Origin of the sequence: Halopseudomonas phragmitis, assembly GCF_002056295.1 — a bacterium.
GTDB lineage: Bacteria > Pseudomonadota > Gammaproteobacteria > Pseudomonadales > Pseudomonadaceae > Halopseudomonas > Halopseudomonas phragmitis.
In genome coordinates this window covers 1,791,610-1,814,011 of the sequence record NZ_CP020100.1, presented here as the reverse complement: position 1 = coordinate 1,814,011, position 22,402 = coordinate 1,791,610, and the positions used below count along the sequence as shown (strand labels likewise).

Genomic DNA, 22,402 nt, shown 5'->3' with positions numbered 1-22,402 from the left:
TCACTCCACAGGCACTGTCATGTCGTTTACTCCGCTGGATGCTCGCCGTCCAGGCGATCTACTTCGCACCCATACCACCCTCAAGGGGTTGTTTGCCGGAGCCAGTACCGTCAAGCGCCTCCAGGCCCTGGTGGAAACCCAACTGGAGCCGGCGGCGCGCGAACATTGCCGGGTAGCCTCGCTGCGCGACGGAGTCTTGCGTCTGGTGGTCAGCGACAGCCACTGGGCCACACGCCTGCGTTACCAACAAAAACGCCTGATCCGCCAATTGCAGGTCTACACGGAATTCGCAACCTTAACTAAAATCTACTGCAAGGTACAACCGCCGTTGGTCAAAAAATCACCACCACTTCACAAAATGAAGCATTCGATCGTGGCGGCTCAAAGCTTGGAAGAGACCGCCGAAGTGGTAAGCGACCCAGCACTAAAAGCTGCGCTTGAGCGTCTGGCGCGGCACCATCGCGAGTCCTAGCAAGCCGATCCTAGGCCACTGCGATTACAGGGTTTTGATAAATAAAAAAACGGCTGCCGAGGCAGCCGTCCAAAACAACGAAACGAGTGTTCTATCAGACAGCAGCGGCAGGACGCATAAAGGAGATGGGTGCGGTGCCGGCGTCTTCAAAGGTGACAATTTCCCAAGCATCCTTGTTCGCCAGTAGCGTACGCAGAAGCTTGTTGTTCAGAGCGTGACCCGATTTCTCGCCACGGAACTCGCCAACCAGGCTCTTGCCCAGCAGATAGAGATCACCGATGGCATCAAGGATCTTGTGCCGAACGAATTCGTCTTCGTAACGCAGGCCGTCTTCGTTCAGAACCCGGTACTCGTCAACCACGATGGCGTTATCGACACTGCCGCCCAGCGCCAGATTCTGCGAGCGCAGGTATTCGATATCGCGCATGAACCCAAAGGTCCGGGCCCGGCTGACTTCCTTGACGAACGAGGTACTGGAAAAATCGACGCTGGCAAACTGGCTGCGGCCACGAAATACCGGGTGATCGAAATCAATGGCAAAGGACACCTTGAAGCCCTCGAAAGGTACGAAGGTGGCACGCTTGCCCGGCTCTTCCACGCTGATTTCGCGCTTGATCCGAATGAACTGCTTGGGCGCGTCCTGCTCCTCAATACCAGCGGACTGGATCAGGAACACGAACGGACCGGCACTGCCATCCATGATCGGCACTTCCGGAGCACTCAGTTCAACATAGGCGTTGTCGATGCCCAGGCCGGCCATGGCCGACAACAGGTGCTCGACGGTATCCACCTTGGCACCATCCTTTACCAGGGTGGTGGACATGGTGGTTTCACCCACAAACTCGGCACGCGCCGGGATCTCGACCATAGGGTCGAGATCGGTCCGGCAGAACACAATCCCGGTGTCCACAGGAGCCGGTTTCAGGGTGAGATAAACCTTCTCACCCGAATGTAGGCCCACACCGGTGGCCCGGATTACGTTCTTCAGTGTGCGCTGTCTGATCATGTGTGACCTGGCTTCCGCTTAGTTGCGAATAATTTTCAACAATTGGCGTGCATGATAGCAAAGCATGCCTCCGTTGAATACCAATCAGCCCTATGCCGTCGATTGATCCAATCAATCAGCCTGACGCCGCAGGAACGCCGGGATATCCAGATAATCCAGATCTTCAGCCGGCTGGCTCAGGCGTGCGGCAGCAGCATTGCCGGCCGGAGCCTGATTGCGCATGACGGTCGGACGATCCAGATCCCGGTAGTTCGGCGCACTGCTGTTCTCCACCTGGCGAGTGGCAGCTGGAGCCGCGGTATTGTCGACCACCTTGACCGGCTTGTCGGCGCGACTGCCCAGTCCGGTAGCTACGACGGTCACGCGCAGTTCATCACGCAGCTCAGGATCAATCACAGTACCAACCACCACAGTGGCTGACTCGGAGGCAAACTCCTCGACGGTGCTACCGACTTCGGAGAACTCACCCAGTGACAGATCCGGACCAGCGGTGATGTTAACCAGGATGCCGCGTGCGCCCATCAGGTTGACATCTTCCAGCAGCGGGCTGCGGATCGCCGCTTCAGCCGCCTCACGGGCGCGGTTCGGGCCGCTGGCGTGACCGGTTCCCATCATGGCCATGCCCATTTCGCTCATGACGGTTTTAACGTCAGCAAAGTCAACGTTGATCATACCCGGACGCATGATCAGGTCGGCGATGCCCTGTACAGCACCGAGCAGTACATCATTGGCCTTGCTGAAGGCAGCCAGCAAGCTGGCGTCCTTACCCAGTACGGTCAACAGTTTTTCGTTGGGAATGGTGATCAGCGAGTCGACATGCTGGCTCAGTTCGCGGATACCTTCATCAGCGACCTGCATGCGCTTGCGGCCTTCGAACGGGAACGGCTTGGTTACCACGGCCACAGTCAGGATGCCCAGTTCACGCGCCACTTCGGCAACGATCGGCGCGGCACCGGTACCGGTACCACCACCCATGCCGGCGGTGATGAACACCATGTCGGAGCCTTGCAGTACTTCAGCAATGCGCTCGCGATCTTCGATCGCCGCTTCCCGGCCGATCAACGGGTTAGCCCCGGCACCCAGGCCCTTGGTCACTGCCGAGCCGAGCTGCAACACGGTACGCGCACTGACGTTCTTCAGTGCCTGAGCATCGGTATTGGCGCAGATGAAATCGACGCCTTCAACGTTGTTCACCACCATGTGCTGCAGCGCATTACCGCCACCGCCGCCGACGCCAACAACCTTGATAACTGCATTTTGCGGTACGTTATCGATCAATTCGAACATGGTCCCATCTCCTTGAGTTTGTACTCGTTGTATTGCTTCGTTTCGTTGCTACGACCCGCTTGAGGCGGGCTTCTTTAAAAATTGCCCTTGAACCAGCGCTTGACCCGTTCAAGGGTCGATTCGCGGTTCGACTCCGAGCCCGGACTGGACTCGCCCTGATGTTTGATGCCGTAGTGCAGAAGACCTACGCTGGTGGCGTAGATCGGGTTACGCACCACATCGGTCAGCCCCTTGAATTCCTGCGGCACGCCCAGGCGTACCGGCATATGGAAGATCTCCTCGGCAAGCTCGACAGCTCCTTCCATTTTCGAGGTGCCGCCGGTCAGGACTATTCCGGCCGGGATCATGTCCTCGTAACCGGAACGGCGCAGCTCGGCCTGGATCAGGGTGAACAGCTCGTCGTAGCGCGGCTCAACCACTTCAGCCAGAGCCTGGCGTGACAGGTCACGCGGCGGGCGCTCACCAACACTGGGCACCTTGATGGTTTCTTCCGGGCCAGCCAGCTTGGCCAGCGCACAGGCATAGCGAATCTTGATCTCTTCGGCGTACTGGGTTGGAGTCCGTAGCGCCATGGCGATATCGTTGGTCACCTGATCGCCAGCAATCGGAATCACCGAGGTGTGGCGGATCGCGCCTTCGGTGAAAATGGCGATGTCGGTGGTACCGCCACCGATGTCCACCAGGCAGACGCCCAGTTCCTTTTCATCCTCGGTCAGCACGGCATAACTGGAGGCCAACTGTTCGAGGATCACGTCCTCAACTTCCAGGCCGCAGCGGCGAATGCACTTCTCGATGTTCTGTACCGCGTTCAACGCACAGGTCACCAGATGCACCTTGGCCTCCAGGCGTACCCCGGACATGCCCAAAGGCTCACGTACGCCTTCCTGGTTATCGATCACATACTCCTGCGGCAGAATGTGCAGCACCTTCTGGTCAGCGGGAATCGCCACCGCCTGGCCGGCATCCAGTACCCGATCAATATCGGCCGGCACCACTTCGCGATCTCGGATGGCGACGATGCCATGCGAGTTCAGGCTGCGAATGTGGTTACCGGCAATGCCGGCAAAGACCGAGTGAATCTGGCAGCCAGCCATCAGTTCGGCTTCTTCGATCGCGCGCTGGATCGACTGCACGGTGGATTCGATATTGACCACCACGCCTTTTTTCAGGCCACGCGAGGGATGCGAGCCGATACCGACGATTTCCAGTTCGCCGTTCGCTCCGATCTCGCCGACCAGCGCCACCACCTTGGAGGTGCCGATATCCAGCCCGACGATCATCCTGCTACCCTGCTTGCTTGCCATAAGCCTGTGTCACTCCCCGATTAATCCACGTTGGCCGGCGTGCGCCAGGCCACCGCCATGCTGTTGCTGTAGCGCAGATCGACCCGCGCTATTTGTTCCCGACGCTCGGACAACACCAGTTGATCGATGGTCAGAAACCGCTGCATCTTCTCCACTACGTTGTCGCGTCCGAGCAGAATCTGAATCCCGTCCTGGGTGGTCAGAAACCAGCTCCCGCGATCACGCAGCTCCAACTGCGCCACACCGTGGCCATAGGGCCTCAGCAGTCGATTGAACTGCTGGTACTGCTGCATCACCCGCTGTTTGGCTCGCTGCGGCCCGTTCAACTGGGGCAGATCGGCAAATCTCGCGATCTCATCCGGCTCAAAGGCCCGCCCTTCGTTATTGAGCAGCGCATTGCTACCCCAGCGGGCAACCGGCAGCTGTTCGTCCAGATGAATCACCAGCTGATCCGGCCAGACCCGCTGTACCGACGCTTTGGCGACCCAGGGCATGGCCGCCAGATCGCTTTGCAGGCCCCGCAGGTTGATGCTCAGGAAGCTGTCCTGCAGATAAGGCTGGATCACTCCCTGCACCGCGTCGTGGTCGATGTACTGCAACTCGCCCTGTACGCTGATCAGCGCAATCGGCCGGTCGGCCAGCGGCCACAGCCGACTGCCCAACTCGTACAGCCCCATGCCCAGGGCCACCAGCAACAACGGCCAAAGTACCTGCTGCAGACGCATCCCCAGACCGTTCATGGCAGGCAGGCTGAAGCTCAGCCGCGGCCGGCTGCGCGGGGCTGGCGGGGTCACGCGCACGGCGCCACGACCCGACGCCTGGCGTCGAGTCGCAGGCTTGCCTGCTCGCGGATCCCTGATCATCAGCCCCAACATCTAACAGACTCCTCAGTACCGGGCGCTGGCGAGGATCGCCAGCACCAGATCGGTAAAACTCTTGCCCGCAGCCTTAGCAGCCATCGGCACCAGGCTGTGATCGGTCATGCCCGGCACCGTGTTGACTTCAAGCAGATAGAACTGTCCGGTCTGGTCCTGCATCACATCGACCCGCCCCCAACCATGGCAACCCACGGCGTTGAAAGCCTTCAGGCACAATTCGGCCAGTTCCGCTTCCTTGTCCGCCGGCAGGCCACAGGGGCAGATGTACTGGGTGTCATTGGCCAGGTACTTGGCGTCGTAGTCGTAAAAGGTGTGCGGGGTCTGCAACCGAATTGCCGGCAGCGCCTGCCCATCTAGAATCGCTACGGTGAACTCGGCGCCGGTGATCCACTGTTCGACCAGTGCTACATCGTCGTACTGACGCGCCGACTGCCAGGCGCTACGCAGCGCGGCCTCGCTGTCGACCTTGGCCATGCCGATGCTCGAGCCTTCATGGATCGGTTTGATGATCAGCGGTGCACCCAGGCGCTCGACAATCGCCGCGCACTCGGCCTCATCGGCCAGCACGGCGTAGGGCGGCGTCGGCAGTCCCAGGCTTTGCCACACCAGCTTGGTCCGCAGCTTGTCCATGCCCAGCGCAGAAGCCATCACGCCACTGCCGGTATAAGGCAGCTTCAGGCTTTCCAGCAGCCCCTGCAGGCTACCGTCCTCGCCGCCACGACCATGCAGGGCAATGAACACCCGGTCCGGGCGCTCGGCAATCAGGCGCTGCGCCAGATCGTCTCCGGCATCGATACCATAGGCGTCTACCCCGGCACCTTTGAGCGACTCGAGTACCGCCTTGCCGGACTTGAGCGACACTTCCCGTTCGGCCGAATGACCGCCATAAAGTACTGCGACACGGCCCAAAGCTTTTACGTCAACCATCAGGCCTTACCCTCCGTAACGGTTTGCCCCAGCCGGCTCAAGGCTTCGGCCAGTTGCGGCGCCAGGCCACCGATATCCCCGGCACCCTGGGTCAACAGAATGTCGCCAGGCTGCAGCACCGCTTCCAGCAGTGGCATCACGTCGGCGTCACGATCAACATAAATCGGGTCCACCTGGCCTCGCTGACGGATGCTGCGGCACAGATGCTTGCTGTCGGCGCCCGGAATCGGCTCCTCGCCAGCCGGGTAGACCTCCATCAGGAGCAGCGCATTGGTTTCGGCCAGAACCTGAACGAAGTCTTCATACAGGTCGCGGGTCCGGGTAAAGCGGTGCGGCTGATAGATCATCACCAGCCGCCGTTCCGGCCAGCCGGCGCGCACAGCCTTGATCACCGCCTGAACTTCGCGCGGGTGATGGCCGTAATCGTCGACCAACATCACCTCGCCGTCAGACAGCGGATAATTGCCATAGACCTGGAAACGCCGGCCAACGCCCTCAAAACCGGTCAAGCCCTTGACGATCGCGGCATCGCTGATGCCCTCGTCGGTGGCCACAGCAATGGTCGCCAGCGCATTCAGCACGTTGTGCACGCCCGGCATGTTGACGCACACCCGCAGCGGCTCATGTCCTTCACGCAAGACAGTGAAATGGGTCTGCATGCCCTTTTGCTCGATATCCACAGCGCGGACATCGGCATCCTCGCTCAGACCATAGGTAATGACCTGGCGGTTAACCTGCGGCAGAATCTCGCGCACGACCGGGTCATCCACACACAGTACCGCCAGGCCGTAGAACGGCAGGTTGTGCAGAAACTCCACAAAGGTCCGCTTGAGCTTGCTGAAGTCACCTTCGTAGGTAGCCATGTGGTCGGCATCGATGTTGGTCACGATCGCCACCATCGGCTGCAAATGCAGGAACGAGGCATCGCTTTCATCGGCCTCGGCCACCAGATAACGGCTCTCACCCAGTTGCGCGTTGGTCCCGGCGCTGGTCAGACGACCACCGATTACGAATGTCGGGCTCAAGCCTTCAGCCGCCAGTACCGACGCGATAAGGCTGGTGGTGGTGGTCTTGCCATGAGTTCCGGCAACTGCGATACCGTGGCGATAACGCATCAGCTCAGCCAGCATCTCTGCGCGCGGCACTACCGGAATGCGCTTTTCAATCGCCGCGGCCACTTCCGGGTTGCTCGGATTGATCGCGCTGGACACCACCAGTACATCGGCGTTGGCCAGATTTTCGGCGCGGTGGCCAATATCGATCCGGGCACCGAAACTCTCCAGGCGCTGGGTCACGGTCGAACGCTTGAGGTCGGAACCGGACACCTGATAGCCCAGGTTCAGCAACACCTCGGCAATACCGCACATGCCAACCCCGCCGATACCGACGAAGTGAATCCGGCGAATACGGCGCATTTCCGGCAGGGTGAAGGTCGCCTTAGGACTCACGGGCCACCTCCAGGCAGGCGCGCACCACATCCGCCGTAGCGTTCGGGGTCGCCTGTTTACGAGCAAGTTCTGCCATCTGTTGCAGTTTCTCCGGTTGCGAGAAAAGAAAATTCAGCCGCTGCGCCAGTAGCTCCGGGGTCAGACTGGCTTGCGGCAGCAGTTCTGCGGCTCCGCGATCAGCCAGGAACCGGGCATTGGCGCTCTGATGGTCATCAATGGCATGCGGCAGTGGCACCAGCAGCGACGGCCGGCCAGCGGCCGCCAGTTCGCAGACAGTCAGCGCGCCGGCCCGGCACACCACCAGATCGGCCCACTCATAGGCGCCAGCCATATCAGCAATGAACGGCTCCACAATCGCCGCCACACCGGCCATCTGATAAGCCTCGCGGGTATCCTCGACATGCTGTTTGCCGCACTGATGAACGATTTCCGGGCGCTTGTCATGATCGACCAGCGCCAGCCCCAGCGGCAGCAGACGGTTCAGCGGCGCAGCGCCCAGACTGCCACCCAGAATCAACAGGCGTGGCCGGCGGCTGCCGTCCCAGCTCAGTTCCGGGGTCTGGAAAATATCTTCACGCACAGGGTTGCCAGTACTCAGGCGTTTGGCCGGATTAACGAAGCTGCCCGGGAAACCCTCACAGCAGCGATCAGCCCAGCGCGCCAGCAACCGGTTGGCGGTGCCGACCACTGCATTTTGCTCATGGATAACCAGCGGAATCCGCTTGATCCGGGCAGCCAATCCACCAGGACCGGTGACATAGCCACCGGCACCAAGCACGCAGATCGGCTTGAGCCGGTCCAGTAGCTTCAGCGACTGCAGCAACGCACGCAGAATCCGCACCGGTGCCTTGAGCAGATCCAGCTTACCCTTGCCGCGCACACCCTGAATGTCGATATAGTGGATCGGGAACCCGGCATCGGGCACCAGCTCAGCCTCGATGCCCCGCCGGGTACCCAACCAGTGCACTTCGAAGCCCTGATCGCGCAGCATTCGCGCGCAAGCCAGCGCCGGGAACACATGACCGCCGGTGCCGCCTGCCATCACCAATACCTTATTGCTCATTGCTTACCTCCCGTAGCGCTTGTCGACGCTCCCAATCAATGCGCAACAGGATGCCCAGACTGATGCAGCACACTACCAACGAACTACCGCCATAACTGAGGAATGGCAGGGTCAAACCTTTGGTCGGCAGCAGGCCAACATTCACACCGACGTTGATCAGGATCTGACCACACCACATCAACGCAATCCCATAGGCCAGATAGGCTGAAAACAACTGCCCGTCGCGCTCGGCCCACAGCCCCAGGTACAGGCTGCGTACGGCAACGAAGATCAACAGGGCAAAGGCTGCCAGCGCACCGATCAGCCCCATCTCCTCGGCCAGTACAGCGAACACGAAGTCGGTATGCGCCTCGGGCAGATAGAACTGCTTCTGGATGCTGTTACCCAGCCCGACGCCCAGCCACTCACCACGGCCAAAGGCGATCAGGGCCTGAGTCAACTGATAACCACTGCCGAACGGGTCATCCCAGGGGTTGAGAAAACCGGTCAGACGCTGCAGGCGATAGGGCTCGAACAAAATCAGCAGGCCGGCGGCCCCAGCCAACGAGCCGAACAGCAGGATGAAGCGGAACAGCCCCACCCCACCGAGGAACAGCATGCCCACCGCCGCGCCCATCAACACCACGGTGGCGCCAAAGTCAGGCTCAATGATCAGCAGCCAGGCCATCGGGAACAGCACCATGAACGGTTTGATAAAGCCAAACCAGCGCTCCTTGACTTCATCCTGGCGATGCACCAGATAACCAGCCAGAAACACCACGGCAAACAGCTTGGCCAGCTCCGAGGGCTGAATATTGATCGGCCCGACCGCGATCCAGCGCCAGCTACCATTGACCTCACGCCCAATCCCCGGAATCAGTACCGCGATCAGCAGAGCAATCCCCAGAAACAGCAGCGGAAAGCGGAACTGCTCCCAGAGTTTCAGCGGAATCGACAGTGCGGTGGCCATCGCCCCCAGGCCGATCCCCAGATAGATCAGTTGGCGGACCATGTAATAGAAGGGATTGCCTAATTGCCCGGCCGCCACTTCCATGGACGCCGAGCTGACCATCACCAGACCCAGCCCGAGCAGCGCCAACGCCGCCGCCAGCAGCGGCAGATCCAGGTCGAAGCGGCGTGCACCGGCGAGCGGCTCAACGAACTGGGTCAGGGTCGGAATCCGGTTCAGCGCGTTCATGCCGGCAGCCTCGCAACCGCTTCGGCAAACAGTCGACCGCGCTCTTCAAAATTGCGGAACATGTCGAGACTGGCGCAGGCCGGCGACAGCAGCACCACATCGCCGGGCTGGGCCTGGGCGGCCGCACAGTTCACTGCCTGCTCCAGCGTGTCGACGCGCAGCAGTGGCACACTACCCGCCAGCGTCTGCTCCAGCAACGCTGCATCGCGGCCCAGCAACACCACTGCCCGGCAGTGGCGCGCCACTGGCTGGCGCAGCGGCGCAAAATCCGCGCCCTTACCATCGCCGCCGGCAATCAGCACCTGCTTGCCAGCCAGATCGGCAGCAAAGCCTTCAATCGCGGCCAGCGCGGCACCAACATTGGTGGCCTTGGAGTCGTCGTAGTAATCCACGCCCTGATGCTGGCCTACCCATTGGCAACGATGCGGCAGACCGGCAAACCGGCGCAGAGTGGTCAGCATGCTGTCGAGCGGCAAGCCCACCGCATGCCCCAGCGCCAAAGCCGCCAGAGCATTGGCCTGGTTATGGGCGCCACGGATTTTCAGTTCGCGCACCGGCATTAGCGCCGCAAACTCGAAGGCCAGCCAGGCCTCACCGTCCTTCTCGGTCAGGCCAAAACCCTTGAAATCCGGGCGCGACAGGCCAAAACTCAGGCACGGCAACTGGTCGGCCACCAGCGGCCGCGACAGCGCGTCGTCCCGGTTGAACACCACCTGACGAGCACCGCGGAAAATCCGGTGCTTGGCCAGATGATAGGCTGCCAAACCGCTATAGCGGTCCATGTGGTCTTCACTGATGTTGAGTACGGTAGCGACTTCGGCATTCAGCCGCTCGGTGGTTTCCAGTTGGAAGCTGGACAACTCCAGTACGTACAGTTCGGCCTGCTGGTCGAGCAGATCCAGTGCCGGGGTGCCCAGATTGCCACCCACCGCCACCTGCCGGCCAGCGTCGGCTGCCATCTCGGCCACCAGGGTGGTCACCGTGCTCTTGGCGTTGGAACCGGTGATGGCCACCAGTTGCGGCCTGGCCTCACGCGCAATCAGCTCGCGGGCAAACAGCTCGATATCCCCTACCACCGAGACCCCGGCAGCCTTGGCAGCAGCAATCGCCGGCGTGGCGATGGCGATACCAGGACTGACCACCAACTCACCGGCAGCGCACAGCAGTTGCTCGTCCAGTTCACCCAGATAGACATCGGCCATCGGTGCAAAACGCTTGAGCTGATCAAGACCCGGCGGGTTGCTGCGGGTATCGCACACGGCAAAGGGCAGACCACGGCCGACCAGATAACGGGCAACCGACAGCCCGGTGCTACCGAGCCCGACGATGATCCGCTGCTTGTCCGTGGTAATCAGTGCCACCTTGCCATCCTCAACGCAGTTTCAGGGTTGCCAGTCCGATCAGCACCAGTACCACGGTGATGATCCAGAAGCGCACAATGACCCGAGGCTCGGGCCAGCCTTTCAATTCGAAATGGTGATGAATCGGCGCCATACGGAACACTCGCCGGCCGGTCAACTTGAAGGACGCGACCTGAATGATCACCGACAGGGTCTCAACCACGAAAATCCCGCCCATGATGAACAGCACGATTTCCTGGCGAACGATTACCGCAATCACCCCCAGTGCCGCGCCCAGCGACAGGGCACCGACATCCCCCATGAACACTTGGGCCGGGTAAGTGTTGAACCAGAGAAAGCCCAGGCCGGCACCGATCAGCGCGCCACAGAAGATGATCAGTTCCCCCGAACCCGGCACATAGGGGATCAACAGGTATTCGGCAAAGCGGATGTTGCCCGACAGGTAGGCGAAAATGCCCAGTGCCGCCCCGACCATCACGGTCGGCATGATCGCCAGACCATCAAGGCCGTCGGTCAGGTTCACTGCATTGCTGGAGCCGACGATGACGAAATAGGTCAGCACCACGAACAGGATGCCGAGCTGGAATTCCAGTTGCTTGAAGAACGGCACGATCAGGGTGGTTTCGACCGGGGTCTTGGCCGATACGTAAAGGACAATCGCCGCAATCAAACCGAACACCGACTGCCAGAAGTACTTCCAGCGCGACGGCAAACCACGCGAGTTCTTCTCGATCACCTTGCGGTAGTCATCGACCCAGCCAATCGCCCCGAAACTGATTGTCACCCCGAGTACGACCCAGACATACAGATTGGACAGGTCGGCCCAGAGCAGTGTGCTGATGGCGATCGCCACCAGGATCAGCGCCCCACCCATGGTCGGAGTGCCTTTCTTGGACAGATGCGACTGCGGGCCGTCATTGCGTACCGCCTGACCGATCTGCCGCACCTGCAGGGTACGGATCATCCAGGGCCCGAGGAACAGTGCAATGGCCAGCGCCGTCAGTACCCCGAGAATCCCGCGCAGGGTCAGGTACTGGAATACACCGAAGCCGGTGTGGAACTGTTGGAGGTATTGAGCCAGTAGCAGCAACATTGTCAGTGGGCCTTGTTTTCGTTATTAGTTGTGTCCACCAGACCGGCAACCACCTCTTCCATGCCGGCACTACGCGATCCCTTGACCAATACCCGGGTCTGCGCCTGCAATTGCGGGCGCAGTGCATTGATCAACTCGGTCTTGCTGGCGAACAGTCGTCCGCCCTCGCCAAAGGCCTCAACCGCCAGGGCCGACAGGCGGCCAACGGCGTACAGGGCATCCAGCCCCTGCTGGCGGGCATGCTCACCCACCTCACGGTGACCGGCAGCCTCCCAGTCACCCAGCTCACCCATATCACCCAACACCAGAATGCGCTGACCGTCGAACCCGGCCAGCAGGTCGATGGCGGCCTTGACCGAACTCGGGTTGGCGTTATAGCTGTCGTCAATGACCAGCGCACCGGCATGGCCGGGCTTACCCTGGGCCCGCCCGGCCACAGGTTGCAGCCGGGCCAGGCCACGGCGAATCTGTTCCAGCTCAAGGCCCAGCGCCAGCGCTGCACCGGTCGCGGCCAGGGCGTTGGCGATGTTGTGCCGGCCCAGCAGGTTGAGCTGCACGGTGATCGAGCCCTTGGGGGTCACCAGCAGGAAGCCCGGGCAACCACGCTCATCGATCTCGACCGACTCGCCACGCAACTCAGCAGTCGGATTTTCCAGGCTGAATGCATGCGACTTGCGCTTGCCAAGGCTTTGGTACCACTGCTCAAACCAGGGGCTGTCCAGATTCAGCACCACATGGCCATCACTCTTGAGCGCGGTGATGATCTCGCCCTTGGCCTTGGCGATGTTTTCCGGACTGCCAAAACGCCCGACGTGAGCCATGCCGGCATTGGTCAGGATGCTGATATCGGGTTTGGCGATCCCCATGCTGTAGGCGATGTCACCAACCTTGGCGGCTCCCATCTCGATCACCGCAAACTGGTGTTCCGGCTGCAACGCCAACAGGGTCAGCGGCACGCCGAGCTCGTTGTTGAGATTGCCCTGAGTGGCCAGAACACTACCCTGCTCGCGCAGAATCGAGGCCAGCATTTCCTTGACCGTGGTCTTGCCACTGGAGCCGGTGATCGCCACCATCCGCCCCTTAAACGCCTGGCGCGACAGGGCAGCCAGCTGCCCCAAGGCCAGTTGGCAGTCATGCACCAGCAGTTGCGGCAACGGGTCATCAACCAGATGCTCGACCAGCGCCGCTACGGCACCGTGCAGACGGGCCTGAGCGATGAAGTCGTGGCCATCTACCCGGCTGCCGGGTAATGCGACAAACAGGCCGCCAGCCTGAACCTGGCGCGAGTCAATGCTGACGCTGTCAAAGCTGACATCCTCGCCCTTGAGGCTGGCCGCCAGCGGTTTGACCAGTTCCGACAAACGCAGCGCTTCAAGCATGACGCGCCTCCCATGCCTGCAAGGCGGCTTCGGCCTGTTCGATATCACTGAAAGGATGACGCACGCCGTCAATCTCCTGATAAGTTTCATGGCCTTTACCAGCCAGCAAAATCACATCACCAGCCCGGGCCTGTTGAATGGTTTGGCTGATCGCCTCAGCCCGGTTGGCTATGACTGCCACGTTACCGGTATGTTCAATCCCGCTCAGGATCTGCTCGATGATCACCGCCGAGGGCTCAGTGCGAGGATTATCGTCGGTGATCACCAGCGCATCGGCGCCCAATTCAGCAGCCCGTGCCATCAGCGGGCGTTTGCCATTGTCGCGATCACCACCGCAGCCAAACACACAGGTCAGCCGCCCGCGGGTATGCGCGCGCAGGGCCGCCAGAGCCTTTTCCAGTGCGTCGGGTGTATGCGCATAATCGATCACCACCAGCGGCAACGCCTCGCCCCCCAGACGCTGCATCCTCCCGGCCGGAGCCTGCACTGCGGCAACCGCAGTCAGGGCCTGGGGCAGTTCGATACCAGCGGCCATCAACGCTGCGATGACAGCGAGCAAATTGCTCAGGTTGAAATCCCCCAGCAGCGGGCTGGTCAGGCTCAAGCGTTGACCCTCTGCGTGCAAACAGGCCTGGATACCCTGACTGTTATAACGAATATCGGTGCAGTACAGACTGGCTACCGGATCGTGCAGGCTGTAAGTGATGACCGGGCAACTGCACAGCGGTAGCAACTGGCGTCCGAACGGATCATCCAGATTGATCACCGCATGGCCCAACGGACGCTGGAACAAGCGGGCCTTGGCCGCGCCATAGCTATCCATATCGCCGTGGTAGTCCAGGTGATCACGGCTAAGATTGGTGAACACCGCCACATCGAAGTCCAGCGCCGCTACCCGGCCCTGATCCAGGGCATGGGATGACACTTCCATACTGACCCAACGGGCGCCCTGATCACGCAAGCCCGCCAATTGCTGCTGCACTCGCAGCGCATCCGGAGTGGTCATCCCGTGATCGTTCAACTCACCCGGCATGCCACTGCCCAGGGTACCGATAATCCCGCAAGGCTGCCCCAGACTGGTCAAAACCTGAGCCAGCATCTGGCTGACGCTGGTCTTGCCATTGGTTCCGGTCACACCGATCACCCCCAGCTGCGCTGACGGTTGATCGTAGAAACGTCCGGCAATCGCCGACAGTTGAGCCACCAGGCCTTCGACCGGCACCAGCGGTACCGCAGCGCTTGACACCTGAGCCCCCTGTGCCTCGTAAACGATGGCGGCTGCACCAGCTTCGAGCGCCCGAGCGATGTAGTCGCGGCCATCATGGCGCTGCCCAGGCACGGCCAGGAACAGGCAGCCGGGCACAACTGCCCGGCTGTCCAGTGTCAGGCTGTGAATCTCGGCATCGGCTCCGTTCCAGTTCGGCAGCAGTTGGCGCAGTGTTTTCATCCGCGTGAGCCTCCGTCAATCGGGGGCAGTTCAACCTGTTGCAGCGCCGGCAGATCGTCCGGCGGCACATTGGTCAGACGCAGAGCGTCCGCCATGACCTGACCAAATACTGGAGCGGCGACCAAACCACCGTAATACTGCCCACTGCCCGGCTCATCGATCACTACCACAGCGGCATAACGCGGATTGCTGATCGGCGCCACACCGGCAAACACCGAGCGATAACGGTCACGGGCGTAGCCACCACCAGGCAATGTCTTGTGTACGGTACCGGTCTTGCCACCCACCTGATAACCAGGCACCCGGGCCCGGGAACCAGTACCGCCATCGCCATCAACTGCTGCGCGCAACATCACCAGCACCTGGTCACTGACTGCCTGCGGAATCACCTGTTCGCCCTGCGGTGGCTGGTCGACCTTGAGCAGCGATAGCGGCACCTTGCGTCCGTGGTTACCCAGCACTGCATAGGTCTGAGCCAATTGGGTCGCAGTCACCGCCAGCCCGTAGCCGTAAGACAGGGTGGCGGTCTCCACCTGCGGCCAGCGTCGATGACTGGGCATCCGACCGACGCTTTCACCCGGAAAACCAAGTCCGGTCGACTCACCCAGCCCCAGTTGTTGAAGCAGTTCGTAAATAGGTTCGGCGCCAATATCCAGGGCAATCTTGACCACCCCGATATTGCTCGATTTCATCATCACGCCAGTCAGGTCCAGCACACCGTAGTTGCGCACATCACGCACCGTCATGGTGGCCACCCGCATGGTGCCCGGCCGGGTGTCCATCACTGTATTGGGTTGGTAGTTACCCGACATTAGACCAGCGGCAACGGTAAAACTCTTGATCGGCGAACCTGGTTCGAACACATCGATCAACGCCCGGTTGCGCATCATTTCCGGGCGCAAGTTGCTGCGGTTGTTGGGGTTGTAGCTAGGCTGATTGACCATCGCCAGAATTTCCCCGGTGCGCACGTCAATCAGCACTACCGAGCCGGCTTTGGCATTGAACTGGTTGAGCGCCTCGCGCAGCTCCCGGTGAGCAATATATTGCAGCCGCAGATCAATCGACAGTTTCAGGTCGTTGCCCGGGCGCGCGTTGCGCACAACCTGGACATCCTTGATCAGCCGCCCACGTCGATCCTGCAACACCTGACGCCGACCCGGCACGCCCTGCAGCCAGTCGTTGTAGGACAGCTCCAGCCCCTCCTGACCAATGTCATCAACATTGGTGAAGCCAAGAATATGTGCCGCCACATCACCAGCCGGATAAAAGCGCCGGTACTCTTCGGTGCTGTAAACACCCGGCACCTTGAGCGCCAGCACAGCTTCACCATCCTCCGGGGTCATGTGCCGCCGCAAATAGATGAACTCGCGCTCAGCGTTGGCCCGCAAGCGCTCAGCGAAGGTCTTGGCATCGGTGCCCAGTGCCTTGGCCAGCTCTGGCCAGCGAGCTTCATGACCGACCAGTTGGCGGGGGTTGGCCCACAGGGTCAGCACCGGGGTACTGACCGCCAGCGGTTCGCCATGCCGATCGGTAATCATCCCGCGGTGAGCAGGAATAACGGTATGACGCACGCTGCGCTTGTCGCCCTGATTACGCAGAAAACCATCATCAAGCACATGCAAATGCACGATCTGCCAGACAATGGCCGCGCAGCACAGGCCCAGCAGACCGATCACCAGTCTGAAGCGCCAGGGGTAGCGACTGCCATTGGGCTGAATGTGCATCATGGTTTCACCAGAATCACTTCGCCAGGTTCAGGTACGCGCATGCCCAGTTGTCGGGTCGCCAGGGTTTCCACCCGGCCATGCGCAGTCCAGGTGCTCTGCTCCAGCAGCAGGCGCCCCCATTCGGCCTGGGCTTTTTCCCGGCCAGCCATTTCACCGGCCAGTTCATTGAGCAGCACCCTACTCCAATGCGTGCTGTAGGCCACCGCCAGAGCACTGGCCAGCACCAGCGCCCAGCACAGTAGCAAACCGCCACTGGTACGCGGCAGACCGCTGCCTGGCAATTTGCCCATAGTCGCTTTAGCGTCCATCAACGCCGCTCCGCAATACGCAGTACCGCACTGCGCGCACGGGGATTGGCGGCTACTTCAGCGGCACTGGGCTTAATAGCTTTGCCTTGCAGTTTCAACCGGGTGGGAATATCGACATCGCGCACCGGCAGATCACGCGGCAACGGCTCACCCTTGGCCTCGCGGCGCATGAACTGTTTGACCAGCCGATCTTCCAGCGAGTGGAAGCTGATCACCGCCAGCCGACCACCAGGCGCAAGCATCTCGACCGCAGCCTTGAGGCCCTGCTCAAGATCGGCCAGCTCACGGTTGATGAAGATGCGAATACCCTGGAAAGCCCGAGTGGCCGGATGCTTGTGCTTTTCCCAGGCTGGATTGGCCTGCTTGATCACCTCGGCCAGATCAGCCGTGCGGGTGAACGGGGTCTGGGCCCGACGCTCAACAATCGCGCGAGCCATGCGCCGGGAGAAGCGTTCTTCACCGTATTCCTTGAGCACGGTGGCAATGTCGGATTCGCTGGCGCTATTGACCCAGTCGGCTGCGCTTTGGCCACTATCCGGGTCCATACGCATGTCCAGCGGGCCATCATTGAGAAAACTGAAGCCACGGGCGGGGTCGTCCAGTTGCGGCGAGGACACCCCCAGATCCAGCAGAATACCGTTAACCTGGCCATCCAGAGAGCGCGCGCGCAGCTCTTCGGCCAGCTCGGCAAATGACCTTTTTACAACGACAAAGCGGCCGTCTTCGGCCGCCAGCTCTGTTCCGGCCCGGATCGCCTCCGGGTCCTTGTCAAAGCCGATCAGCCTGCCCTCTCGTGAGAGTCGGGCCAGAATCGCCCGGCTGTGCCCCCCGCGCCCAAAGGTGCCATCCACATAGAGTCCGTCGGGACGCACCGCCAGGCCCTCAAGCGCTTCATCAAGCAATACGCTGATGTGTGAGTAATCGGTTTGCCGGGTCATAGACTCAAGGAGTGCAGTTCAGCCGGCAGCTCGCCAACTTCCTGCACTTCTTCCAGATAGGCGCTGGTGGTGGCCTCCCAGGCCTCTTCACTCCAGAGCTCGAATTTATTCAATTGGCCGACCAGCATGACTTTCTTGTCCAGGCCGGCGTGATCACGCAGCAACGGCGGCACAACGAAGCGGCCATTGCTGTCGAGCTCGATTTCATTGGCATTACCGATCAGCAGACGATTGAGCCGCTTGACCGCAGGGTTGAGATTCGGAGCTTTCTTCAGTTGCATTTCAACTGCTTCCCACTCCGGCAACGGATAGATCCACAGGCAGCGTTCTTCCAGCGCAATGGTTGCCACCAACTGGCCGGCGCACAGCTCCACGAGACGGTCGCGATAACGCGCCGGCATCGCAAGCCGCCCCTTGGCGTCCAGATTGATGGCATTCGCTCCTCGAAACACGCTGCTGGCTTCCCCTGATTAGGTGGCTGTCCGTGCCAATATTTCCCACTTTTACCCACTTCATACCACTTTGGCACACTATAGAAATGCCACGCACACAGCGTCAAGTGAGTAACTCACGAAAAAAGCCTTGCAGGACGGGGAGTTAGCGCAAAAAGAGGGGTGTTTTTCCAGAAATCAGCTGAAAAGCAAATTACAAATAACAAACACAACAAAGCGTTCTCCTCACAACTTAAAGTAAAGTATGAGGAGTTATATTTTTTTGCTCTGAAAATTGGGATTCCGACAAAAGGAAGAAAATAAAGAGTTGGCCTATAAGCCGGGTTCTGTCGAGGACAGCCATTCCTCTGCGACAGCCATCACTGACTGCCTGTAGCAACCTACCCGAACCCAGTGCGGGCCACACCATCGGGTTCCTATTTGGTCTTGCTCCGAGTGGGGTTTACCGTGCCACGAACTGTTACCAGTCGTGCGGTGCGCTCTTACCGCACCCTTTCACCCTTACCTGATCCCCTTGCAGGGCCATCGGCGGTCTGCTCTCTGCTGCACTTTCCGTAGGCTCGCGCCTCCCAGGCGTTACCTGGCACTCTGCCCTATGGAGCCCGGACTTTCCTCCATGCCTTGCGGCACAGCGACTGTCCGGCCAACTCTTGGCTGCAAGGTTAGCCTTGTTTGCCCCATAGCGGCAAGCTTGACGTGATATTCAAGCGCCAGCCGCCCCAAAATACGCCAGCCGGCACACGGCGCGCACCATAAACGAGCACATATTACCCCGCACAAACCCGCAATCGCCTCATCAACCGCAGCGCACATCTTGTATACAAGCTGGTCGACCCATTCTGGCACGCCCCCTGCATTAGCCTCAGCAGCATCCGAGATCCGGGTCTGACTGACCCCTTGCGTGTTGCCGGTCGCATCATGACCTACTACAACTCAACGCAAATGGACGACTAGGGTTCCGACCTTCGCAGAAGGTGACTGGTCCGAGAGTTGTCGACCTCCTCCGGAGGTTACACGGCGGGATAAAAGCCCGGGAGACGCTCAGACTGCTGAGATCTCGGCCCGTGTAACCAATGGAGACTTGCCATGCCCCGCTTGATGAACCGGCACCCCGGTCGCCCCCTGCGCCTTGGGCTGATCCTGCTCCCGTTTGCCATCCTGTTGTTGCTGTACCTGTTCAGCTCACAGGCACGTCTGGCCGAAAACCCAAATGACAAGCTACTGCCCAGTTTCAGCCAGATGAGCGAGGCGGTCGAACGCATGGCCTTCACGGAAGACCGGCGCAGTGGCGCCTACCTGTGGTGGGACGACAGCGCCGCCAGCCTCAAACGCCTGGGTAGCGGCCTTGCCATCAGCGCAGCGATCAGCCTGGTGCTGGGCCTGGCGATGCTGATTCCGCTGCTACGCACGCCGCTGTCACCACTGGTTACGGTGATATCGATGATCCCACCGCTGGCGATACTGCCGATCCTGTTCATTGTCATGGGCCTGGGTGAGCTATCGAAGGTAATGCTGATCGTCATCGGTATTACCCCGGTATTGATTCGCGATCTGCAGCAGCGAGTCGCGGAGATTCCTGCCGAACTGCTGATCAAGGCCCAAACCCTGGGCGCCAACAGCTGGCAGGTGCTGATCCGGGTAGTTTTGCCGCAACTGCTGCCGCGTTTGCTGCAGGGCCTGTGTCTGGCACTGGGCCCAGCCTGGCTGTTTCTGATCGCCGCCGAGGCGATCGCTTCGACCGAGGGCCTGGGATACCGCATATTCCTGGTCCGCCGCTACCTGGCGATGGACGTGATCCTGCCCTACGTAGCCTGGATAACCCTACTGGCTTTCTGCATGGACCGCCTGCTCAAAGGTGCCTGCCGCCTGCTGTTCCCCTGGTTCGAACCCAAAGGAGGCCACTGATATGAGCGCCATTTCGATCAAGGGCGTCTGGCAGCAGTACGCTGACCAGGTGGTCCTGGAGAACCTCAACATGGAGGTGGCCAACGGCGAATTCATCACCATGGTCGGCGCCTCCGGTTGCGGCAAATCGACCTTCTTGCGCCTATTGCTGGGGCAGGAGACACCGAGCCGCGGCCAGTTGCTGATCGACGGCCAACCCCTGGCCAGCGAGCCAGGGCCAGAGCGCGGTGTGGTATTCCAGCGCTATTCGGTATTTCCGCACCTGACGGTACTCGGCAACGTCATGCTCGGGCTCGAGCTGCAAGGCTCACGACTGCTCGGCCGGCTGTTCGGCCAAGCCCGCCGCGAAGCCCGCGAGCAGGCGATGGCCATGCTGGAAAAAGTTGGTCTGGGCCAGGCACTGAACAAATACCCGCACGCCCTGTCCGGTGGCATGCAACAGCGTCTGGCGATTGCCCAGGCACTGGTCAAGGCGCCGCGCATCCTGCTGCTGGATGAGCCGTTCGGCGCCCTCGACCCAGGCATCCGCAAGGACATGCACGCGCTGCTGCTGGAACTCTGGCAGCAGACCGGGCTGACCGTATTCATGGTCACCCACGATCTGGCCGAGGGCTTCAGTCTTGGCACCCGCCTGCTGGTGTTCGACAAGACCCGGATCGATCCACAGGCGCCCGGTGCCTACGGCGCCCGGATCACCTACGACATTCCGCTCAACACCGACCGCAAGGTGGCCCGGGCCGCCGTCGCGGCACTGCCCGAACGCCTGACCCGCGACCTTACTGCCCCACAATTGCAAGGAGCCTGAGCATGACTCTGCCTGCCCCCCTTCGCCCAACCCTGTACCAGGAAACCGTCCCCGGCGGCGGCCATACCTCATTCGTACTCAAGCGTGGCCAGCTGCTGCGTATCACCGACCTTGAGGGCGACGCCAATGTCAGTCTGTTGCTGTTCAACGCCCAGGAGAAAAGCGAACGCCTCAACCTGCCGGACAGCCTGAAATGCCAGCACACCGCCAAACTTACCGCTGGCCACTGCCTGTATTCGGACATGGGCAAGGTACTGGCGGCCATCGTCAGCGATACCTGCGGCTGGCACGACAGCTTTGGTGGCGTGCTGAATGCCGAGGAAGTCACAGAAAAGTACGGTGCCGGCAGCTACCAACAGCTGCGCAACAGCTTTTTCCGCAACGGCTTCGACAACCTGCTGGTGGAACTGGGCAAGTGGGATATGCAACTGCAGGACCTGCTGATGACCCTCAACCTGTTCAGCAAGGTCAGCGTGGATACCGAAGGCCGTTTTGCCTTTGAAGCCGGCAACAGCCAGAGCGGCGATTACATCGAACTGTATGCGCCGATGGATACCCTGGTGGTGCTCACCGCCCTGCAGCACCCCATGGACCCGAACCCCGTATACGCTCCGAAACCCGTGCAGTTGAGCTGGCACCAGGCGGCCGATGACGGCGTCACCGTGCTGTGTCGCCGCACCCGCGAAGAAAACGTGCGCGGACTGCACAACACCGACCGCATCTTTCTGTAAGGAGGGCCGAACATGCCATTGACCCACAGTGACAAGCAGCCCGAACAGGCCGTGTACCGCGCTACCATCGGCGCAGGTGAACCCTTCCTGCATGACCTCAAGGCCGGCCAGACCCTGCGCCTGCTGGACCTGGAAGGCAATCAGGCGGTGGACACGCTGTTTTTCAGCGCCCGCAACCCGCGTGAGCGTTACGACGTGCAACGCACCCTGCGCAAGCAGAACAGCGTTTACCTGACCACCGGCAGTGTGCTGTACAGCAACCTGGGCCACCCCATGCTGACCATCACCGCCGACACCTGCGGCCGGCATGACACCCTGGGCGGCGCCTGCGCGCAGGAAAGCAATACCGTGCGCTATGCCCTGAGCACTCGCTACATGCACAGCTGCCGCGACAATTTCCTGCGCGCCGCGCTGCATGATGGTCGGCTGCGCAAGGCTGACATCAGCCACAACATCAACTTCTTCATGAACGTTCCGGTCACCCCGGAGGGCGGCCTGACCTTTGAAGACGGCATCTCAGCCGCCGGCAAGTATGTCGAACTGGTCGCCCACATGGACATCATCGTTCTGATCTCCAACTGCCCGCAGCTGAACAACCCGTGCAACGGCTACAACCCAACCCCGGCGCAGTACCTGGTATGGGATTGAACTGGCTTATGCCTAGCGACTTCCCCAACCTGCATGGATTGCCACG

Annotated in this window: 21 protein-coding genes, 1 other RNA gene and 1 riboswitch; of the genes, 5 read left to right on the top strand and 17 right to left on the bottom strand. The window is 60.8% G+C overall.

What is annotated here, in order from left to right:
* The first annotated feature begins 19 nt into the window (after positions 1-19).
* The gene (locus BVH74_RS08350; RefSeq protein ID WP_080049610.1) at positions 20-472 is read left to right on the top strand and encodes a DUF721 domain-containing protein; all 453 of its coding nucleotides are present in this window, start codon (positions 20-22) and stop codon (positions 470-472) included.
* A 94-nt stretch (positions 473-566) separates the two neighbouring features.
* Here the strand turns inward: BVH74_RS08350 and lpxC are convergent, their stop codons facing one another.
* The 17 genes from lpxC to rnpB all read right to left on the bottom strand — a co-directional run bounded on the left by lpxC (position 567) and on the right by rnpB (position 18,918).
* Positions 567-1,478: a UDP-3-O-acyl-N-acetylglucosamine deacetylase gene (gene lpxC, locus BVH74_RS08345; protein WP_080049609.1), complete on the bottom strand. Its 912-nt coding sequence runs from the start codon at positions 1,476-1,478 to the stop codon at positions 567-569.
* A 111-nt stretch (positions 1,479-1,589) separates the two neighbouring features.
* The gene (ftsZ, locus tag BVH74_RS08340) at positions 1,590-2,765 is read right to left on the bottom strand and encodes a cell division protein FtsZ (protein ID WP_080049608.1); all 1,176 of its coding nucleotides are present in this window, start codon (positions 2,763-2,765) and stop codon (positions 1,590-1,592) included.
* Positions 2,766-2,839: 74 nt separating this feature from the next.
* Positions 2,840-4,069: a cell division protein FtsA gene (ftsA, locus tag BVH74_RS08335; RefSeq protein WP_080049607.1), complete on the bottom strand. Its 1,230-nt coding sequence runs from the start codon at positions 4,067-4,069 to the stop codon at positions 2,840-2,842.
* A gap of 20 nt (positions 4,070-4,089) precedes the next feature.
* Positions 4,090-4,944, bottom strand: a complete 855-nt coding sequence (locus BVH74_RS08330) for a cell division protein FtsQ/DivIB (protein ID WP_231705583.1) — start codon at positions 4,942-4,944, stop codon at positions 4,090-4,092.
* 12 nt (positions 4,945-4,956) lie between these two features.
* The gene (locus tag BVH74_RS08325) at positions 4,957-5,874 is read right to left on the bottom strand and encodes a D-alanine--D-alanine ligase (RefSeq protein WP_080049606.1); all 918 of its coding nucleotides are present in this window, start codon (positions 5,872-5,874) and stop codon (positions 4,957-4,959) included.
* Positions 5,874-7,289, bottom strand: a complete 1,416-nt coding sequence (murC, locus tag BVH74_RS08320; RefSeq protein WP_218189178.1) for a UDP-N-acetylmuramate--L-alanine ligase — start codon at positions 7,287-7,289, stop codon at positions 5,874-5,876. The genes BVH74_RS08325 and murC overlap by 1 nt, the downstream gene beginning before the upstream one ends.
* A gap of 22 nt (positions 7,290-7,311) precedes the next feature.
* On the bottom strand, positions 7,312-8,385 hold the full coding sequence (gene murG / locus BVH74_RS08315) for an undecaprenyldiphospho-muramoylpentapeptide beta-N-acetylglucosaminyltransferase (protein WP_080049604.1): 1,074 nt from the start codon (positions 8,383-8,385) through the stop codon (positions 7,312-7,314).
* Positions 8,375-9,562, bottom strand: a complete 1,188-nt coding sequence (ftsW, locus tag BVH74_RS08310) for a putative lipid II flippase FtsW (protein WP_080049603.1) — start codon at positions 9,560-9,562, stop codon at positions 8,375-8,377. The genes murG and ftsW overlap by 11 nt, the downstream gene beginning before the upstream one ends.
* Complete coding sequence (murD, locus tag BVH74_RS08305; protein ID WP_080049602.1) at positions 9,559-10,923, bottom strand: UDP-N-acetylmuramoyl-L-alanine--D-glutamate ligase; 1,365 nt, start codon at positions 10,921-10,923, stop codon at positions 9,559-9,561. The genes ftsW and murD overlap by 4 nt, the downstream gene beginning before the upstream one ends.
* A gap of 10 nt (positions 10,924-10,933) precedes the next feature.
* Positions 10,934-12,016, bottom strand: coding sequence for a phospho-N-acetylmuramoyl-pentapeptide-transferase (gene mraY / locus BVH74_RS08300; RefSeq protein WP_080049601.1), 1,083 nt, complete (start codon positions 12,014-12,016; stop codon positions 10,934-10,936).
* A 2-nt stretch (positions 12,017-12,018) separates the two neighbouring features.
* Complete coding sequence (locus BVH74_RS08295) at positions 12,019-13,395, bottom strand: UDP-N-acetylmuramoyl-tripeptide--D-alanyl-D-alanine ligase (RefSeq protein WP_080049600.1); 1,377 nt, start codon at positions 13,393-13,395, stop codon at positions 12,019-12,021.
* Positions 13,388-14,842, bottom strand: a complete 1,455-nt coding sequence (locus tag BVH74_RS08290) for a UDP-N-acetylmuramoyl-L-alanyl-D-glutamate--2,6-diaminopimelate ligase (RefSeq protein ID WP_080049599.1) — start codon at positions 14,840-14,842, stop codon at positions 13,388-13,390. The genes BVH74_RS08295 and BVH74_RS08290 overlap by 8 nt, the downstream gene beginning before the upstream one ends.
* On the bottom strand, positions 14,839-16,569 hold the full coding sequence (locus BVH74_RS08285; protein WP_373279485.1) for a peptidoglycan D,D-transpeptidase FtsI family protein: 1,731 nt from the start codon (positions 16,567-16,569) through the stop codon (positions 14,839-14,841). Before BVH74_RS08285 ends, BVH74_RS08290 begins: the two co-directional genes overlap by 4 nt.
* Positions 16,566-16,859 (bottom strand): cell division protein FtsL, encoded by a 294-nt coding sequence (gene ftsL / locus BVH74_RS08280; protein ID WP_080049598.1) that lies wholly within the window; start codon positions 16,857-16,859, stop codon positions 16,566-16,568. Before ftsL ends, BVH74_RS08285 begins: the two co-directional genes overlap by 4 nt.
* A gap of 17 nt (positions 16,860-16,876) precedes the next feature.
* Complete coding sequence (rsmH, locus tag BVH74_RS08275; RefSeq protein WP_080049597.1) at positions 16,877-17,815, bottom strand: 16S rRNA (cytosine(1402)-N(4))-methyltransferase RsmH; 939 nt, start codon at positions 17,813-17,815, stop codon at positions 16,877-16,879.
* A complete protein-coding gene (mraZ, locus tag BVH74_RS08270) occupies positions 17,812-18,267 on the bottom strand; it encodes a division/cell wall cluster transcriptional repressor MraZ (protein ID WP_080049596.1) in 456 nt (151 codons plus the stop codon). Before mraZ ends, rsmH begins: the two co-directional genes overlap by 4 nt.
* 299 nt (positions 18,268-18,566) lie before the next feature.
* Positions 18,567-18,918: RNase P RNA component class A (gene rnpB, locus BVH74_RS08265), an RNA gene on the bottom strand.
* Positions 18,919-19,206: 288 nt separating this feature from the next.
* Positions 19,207-19,306: riboswitch (guanidine-I (ykkC/yxkD leader) on the top strand.
* A gap of 47 nt (positions 19,307-19,353) precedes the next feature.
* On the opposite strand from rnpB, the gene BVH74_RS08260 reads away from it, so the two are divergent.
* Genes BVH74_RS08260 through BVH74_RS08245 form a run of 4 tightly spaced genes read left to right on the top strand, consistent with a single transcriptional unit; the run spans position 19,354 to position 22,356 of the window.
* Positions 19,354-20,172 (top strand): ABC transporter permease, encoded by an 819-nt coding sequence (locus BVH74_RS08260; protein WP_080049595.1) that lies wholly within the window; start codon positions 19,354-19,356, stop codon positions 20,170-20,172.
* A gap of 1 nt (position 20,173) precedes the next feature.
* A complete protein-coding gene (locus BVH74_RS08255) occupies positions 20,174-20,977 on the top strand; it encodes an ABC transporter ATP-binding protein (protein WP_080049594.1) in 804 nt (267 codons plus the stop codon).
* Between the two features lie 2 nt (positions 20,978-20,979).
* Complete coding sequence (locus BVH74_RS08250) at positions 20,980-21,708, top strand: urea amidolyase associated protein UAAP1 (RefSeq protein WP_080049593.1); 729 nt, start codon at positions 20,980-20,982, stop codon at positions 21,706-21,708.
* 12 nt (positions 21,709-21,720) lie between these two features.
* Positions 21,721-22,356, top strand: coding sequence for an urea amidolyase associated protein UAAP2 (locus tag BVH74_RS08245; RefSeq protein ID WP_080049592.1), 636 nt, complete (start codon positions 21,721-21,723; stop codon positions 22,354-22,356).
* The last annotated feature ends 46 nt before the right edge of the window (positions 22,357-22,402 follow it).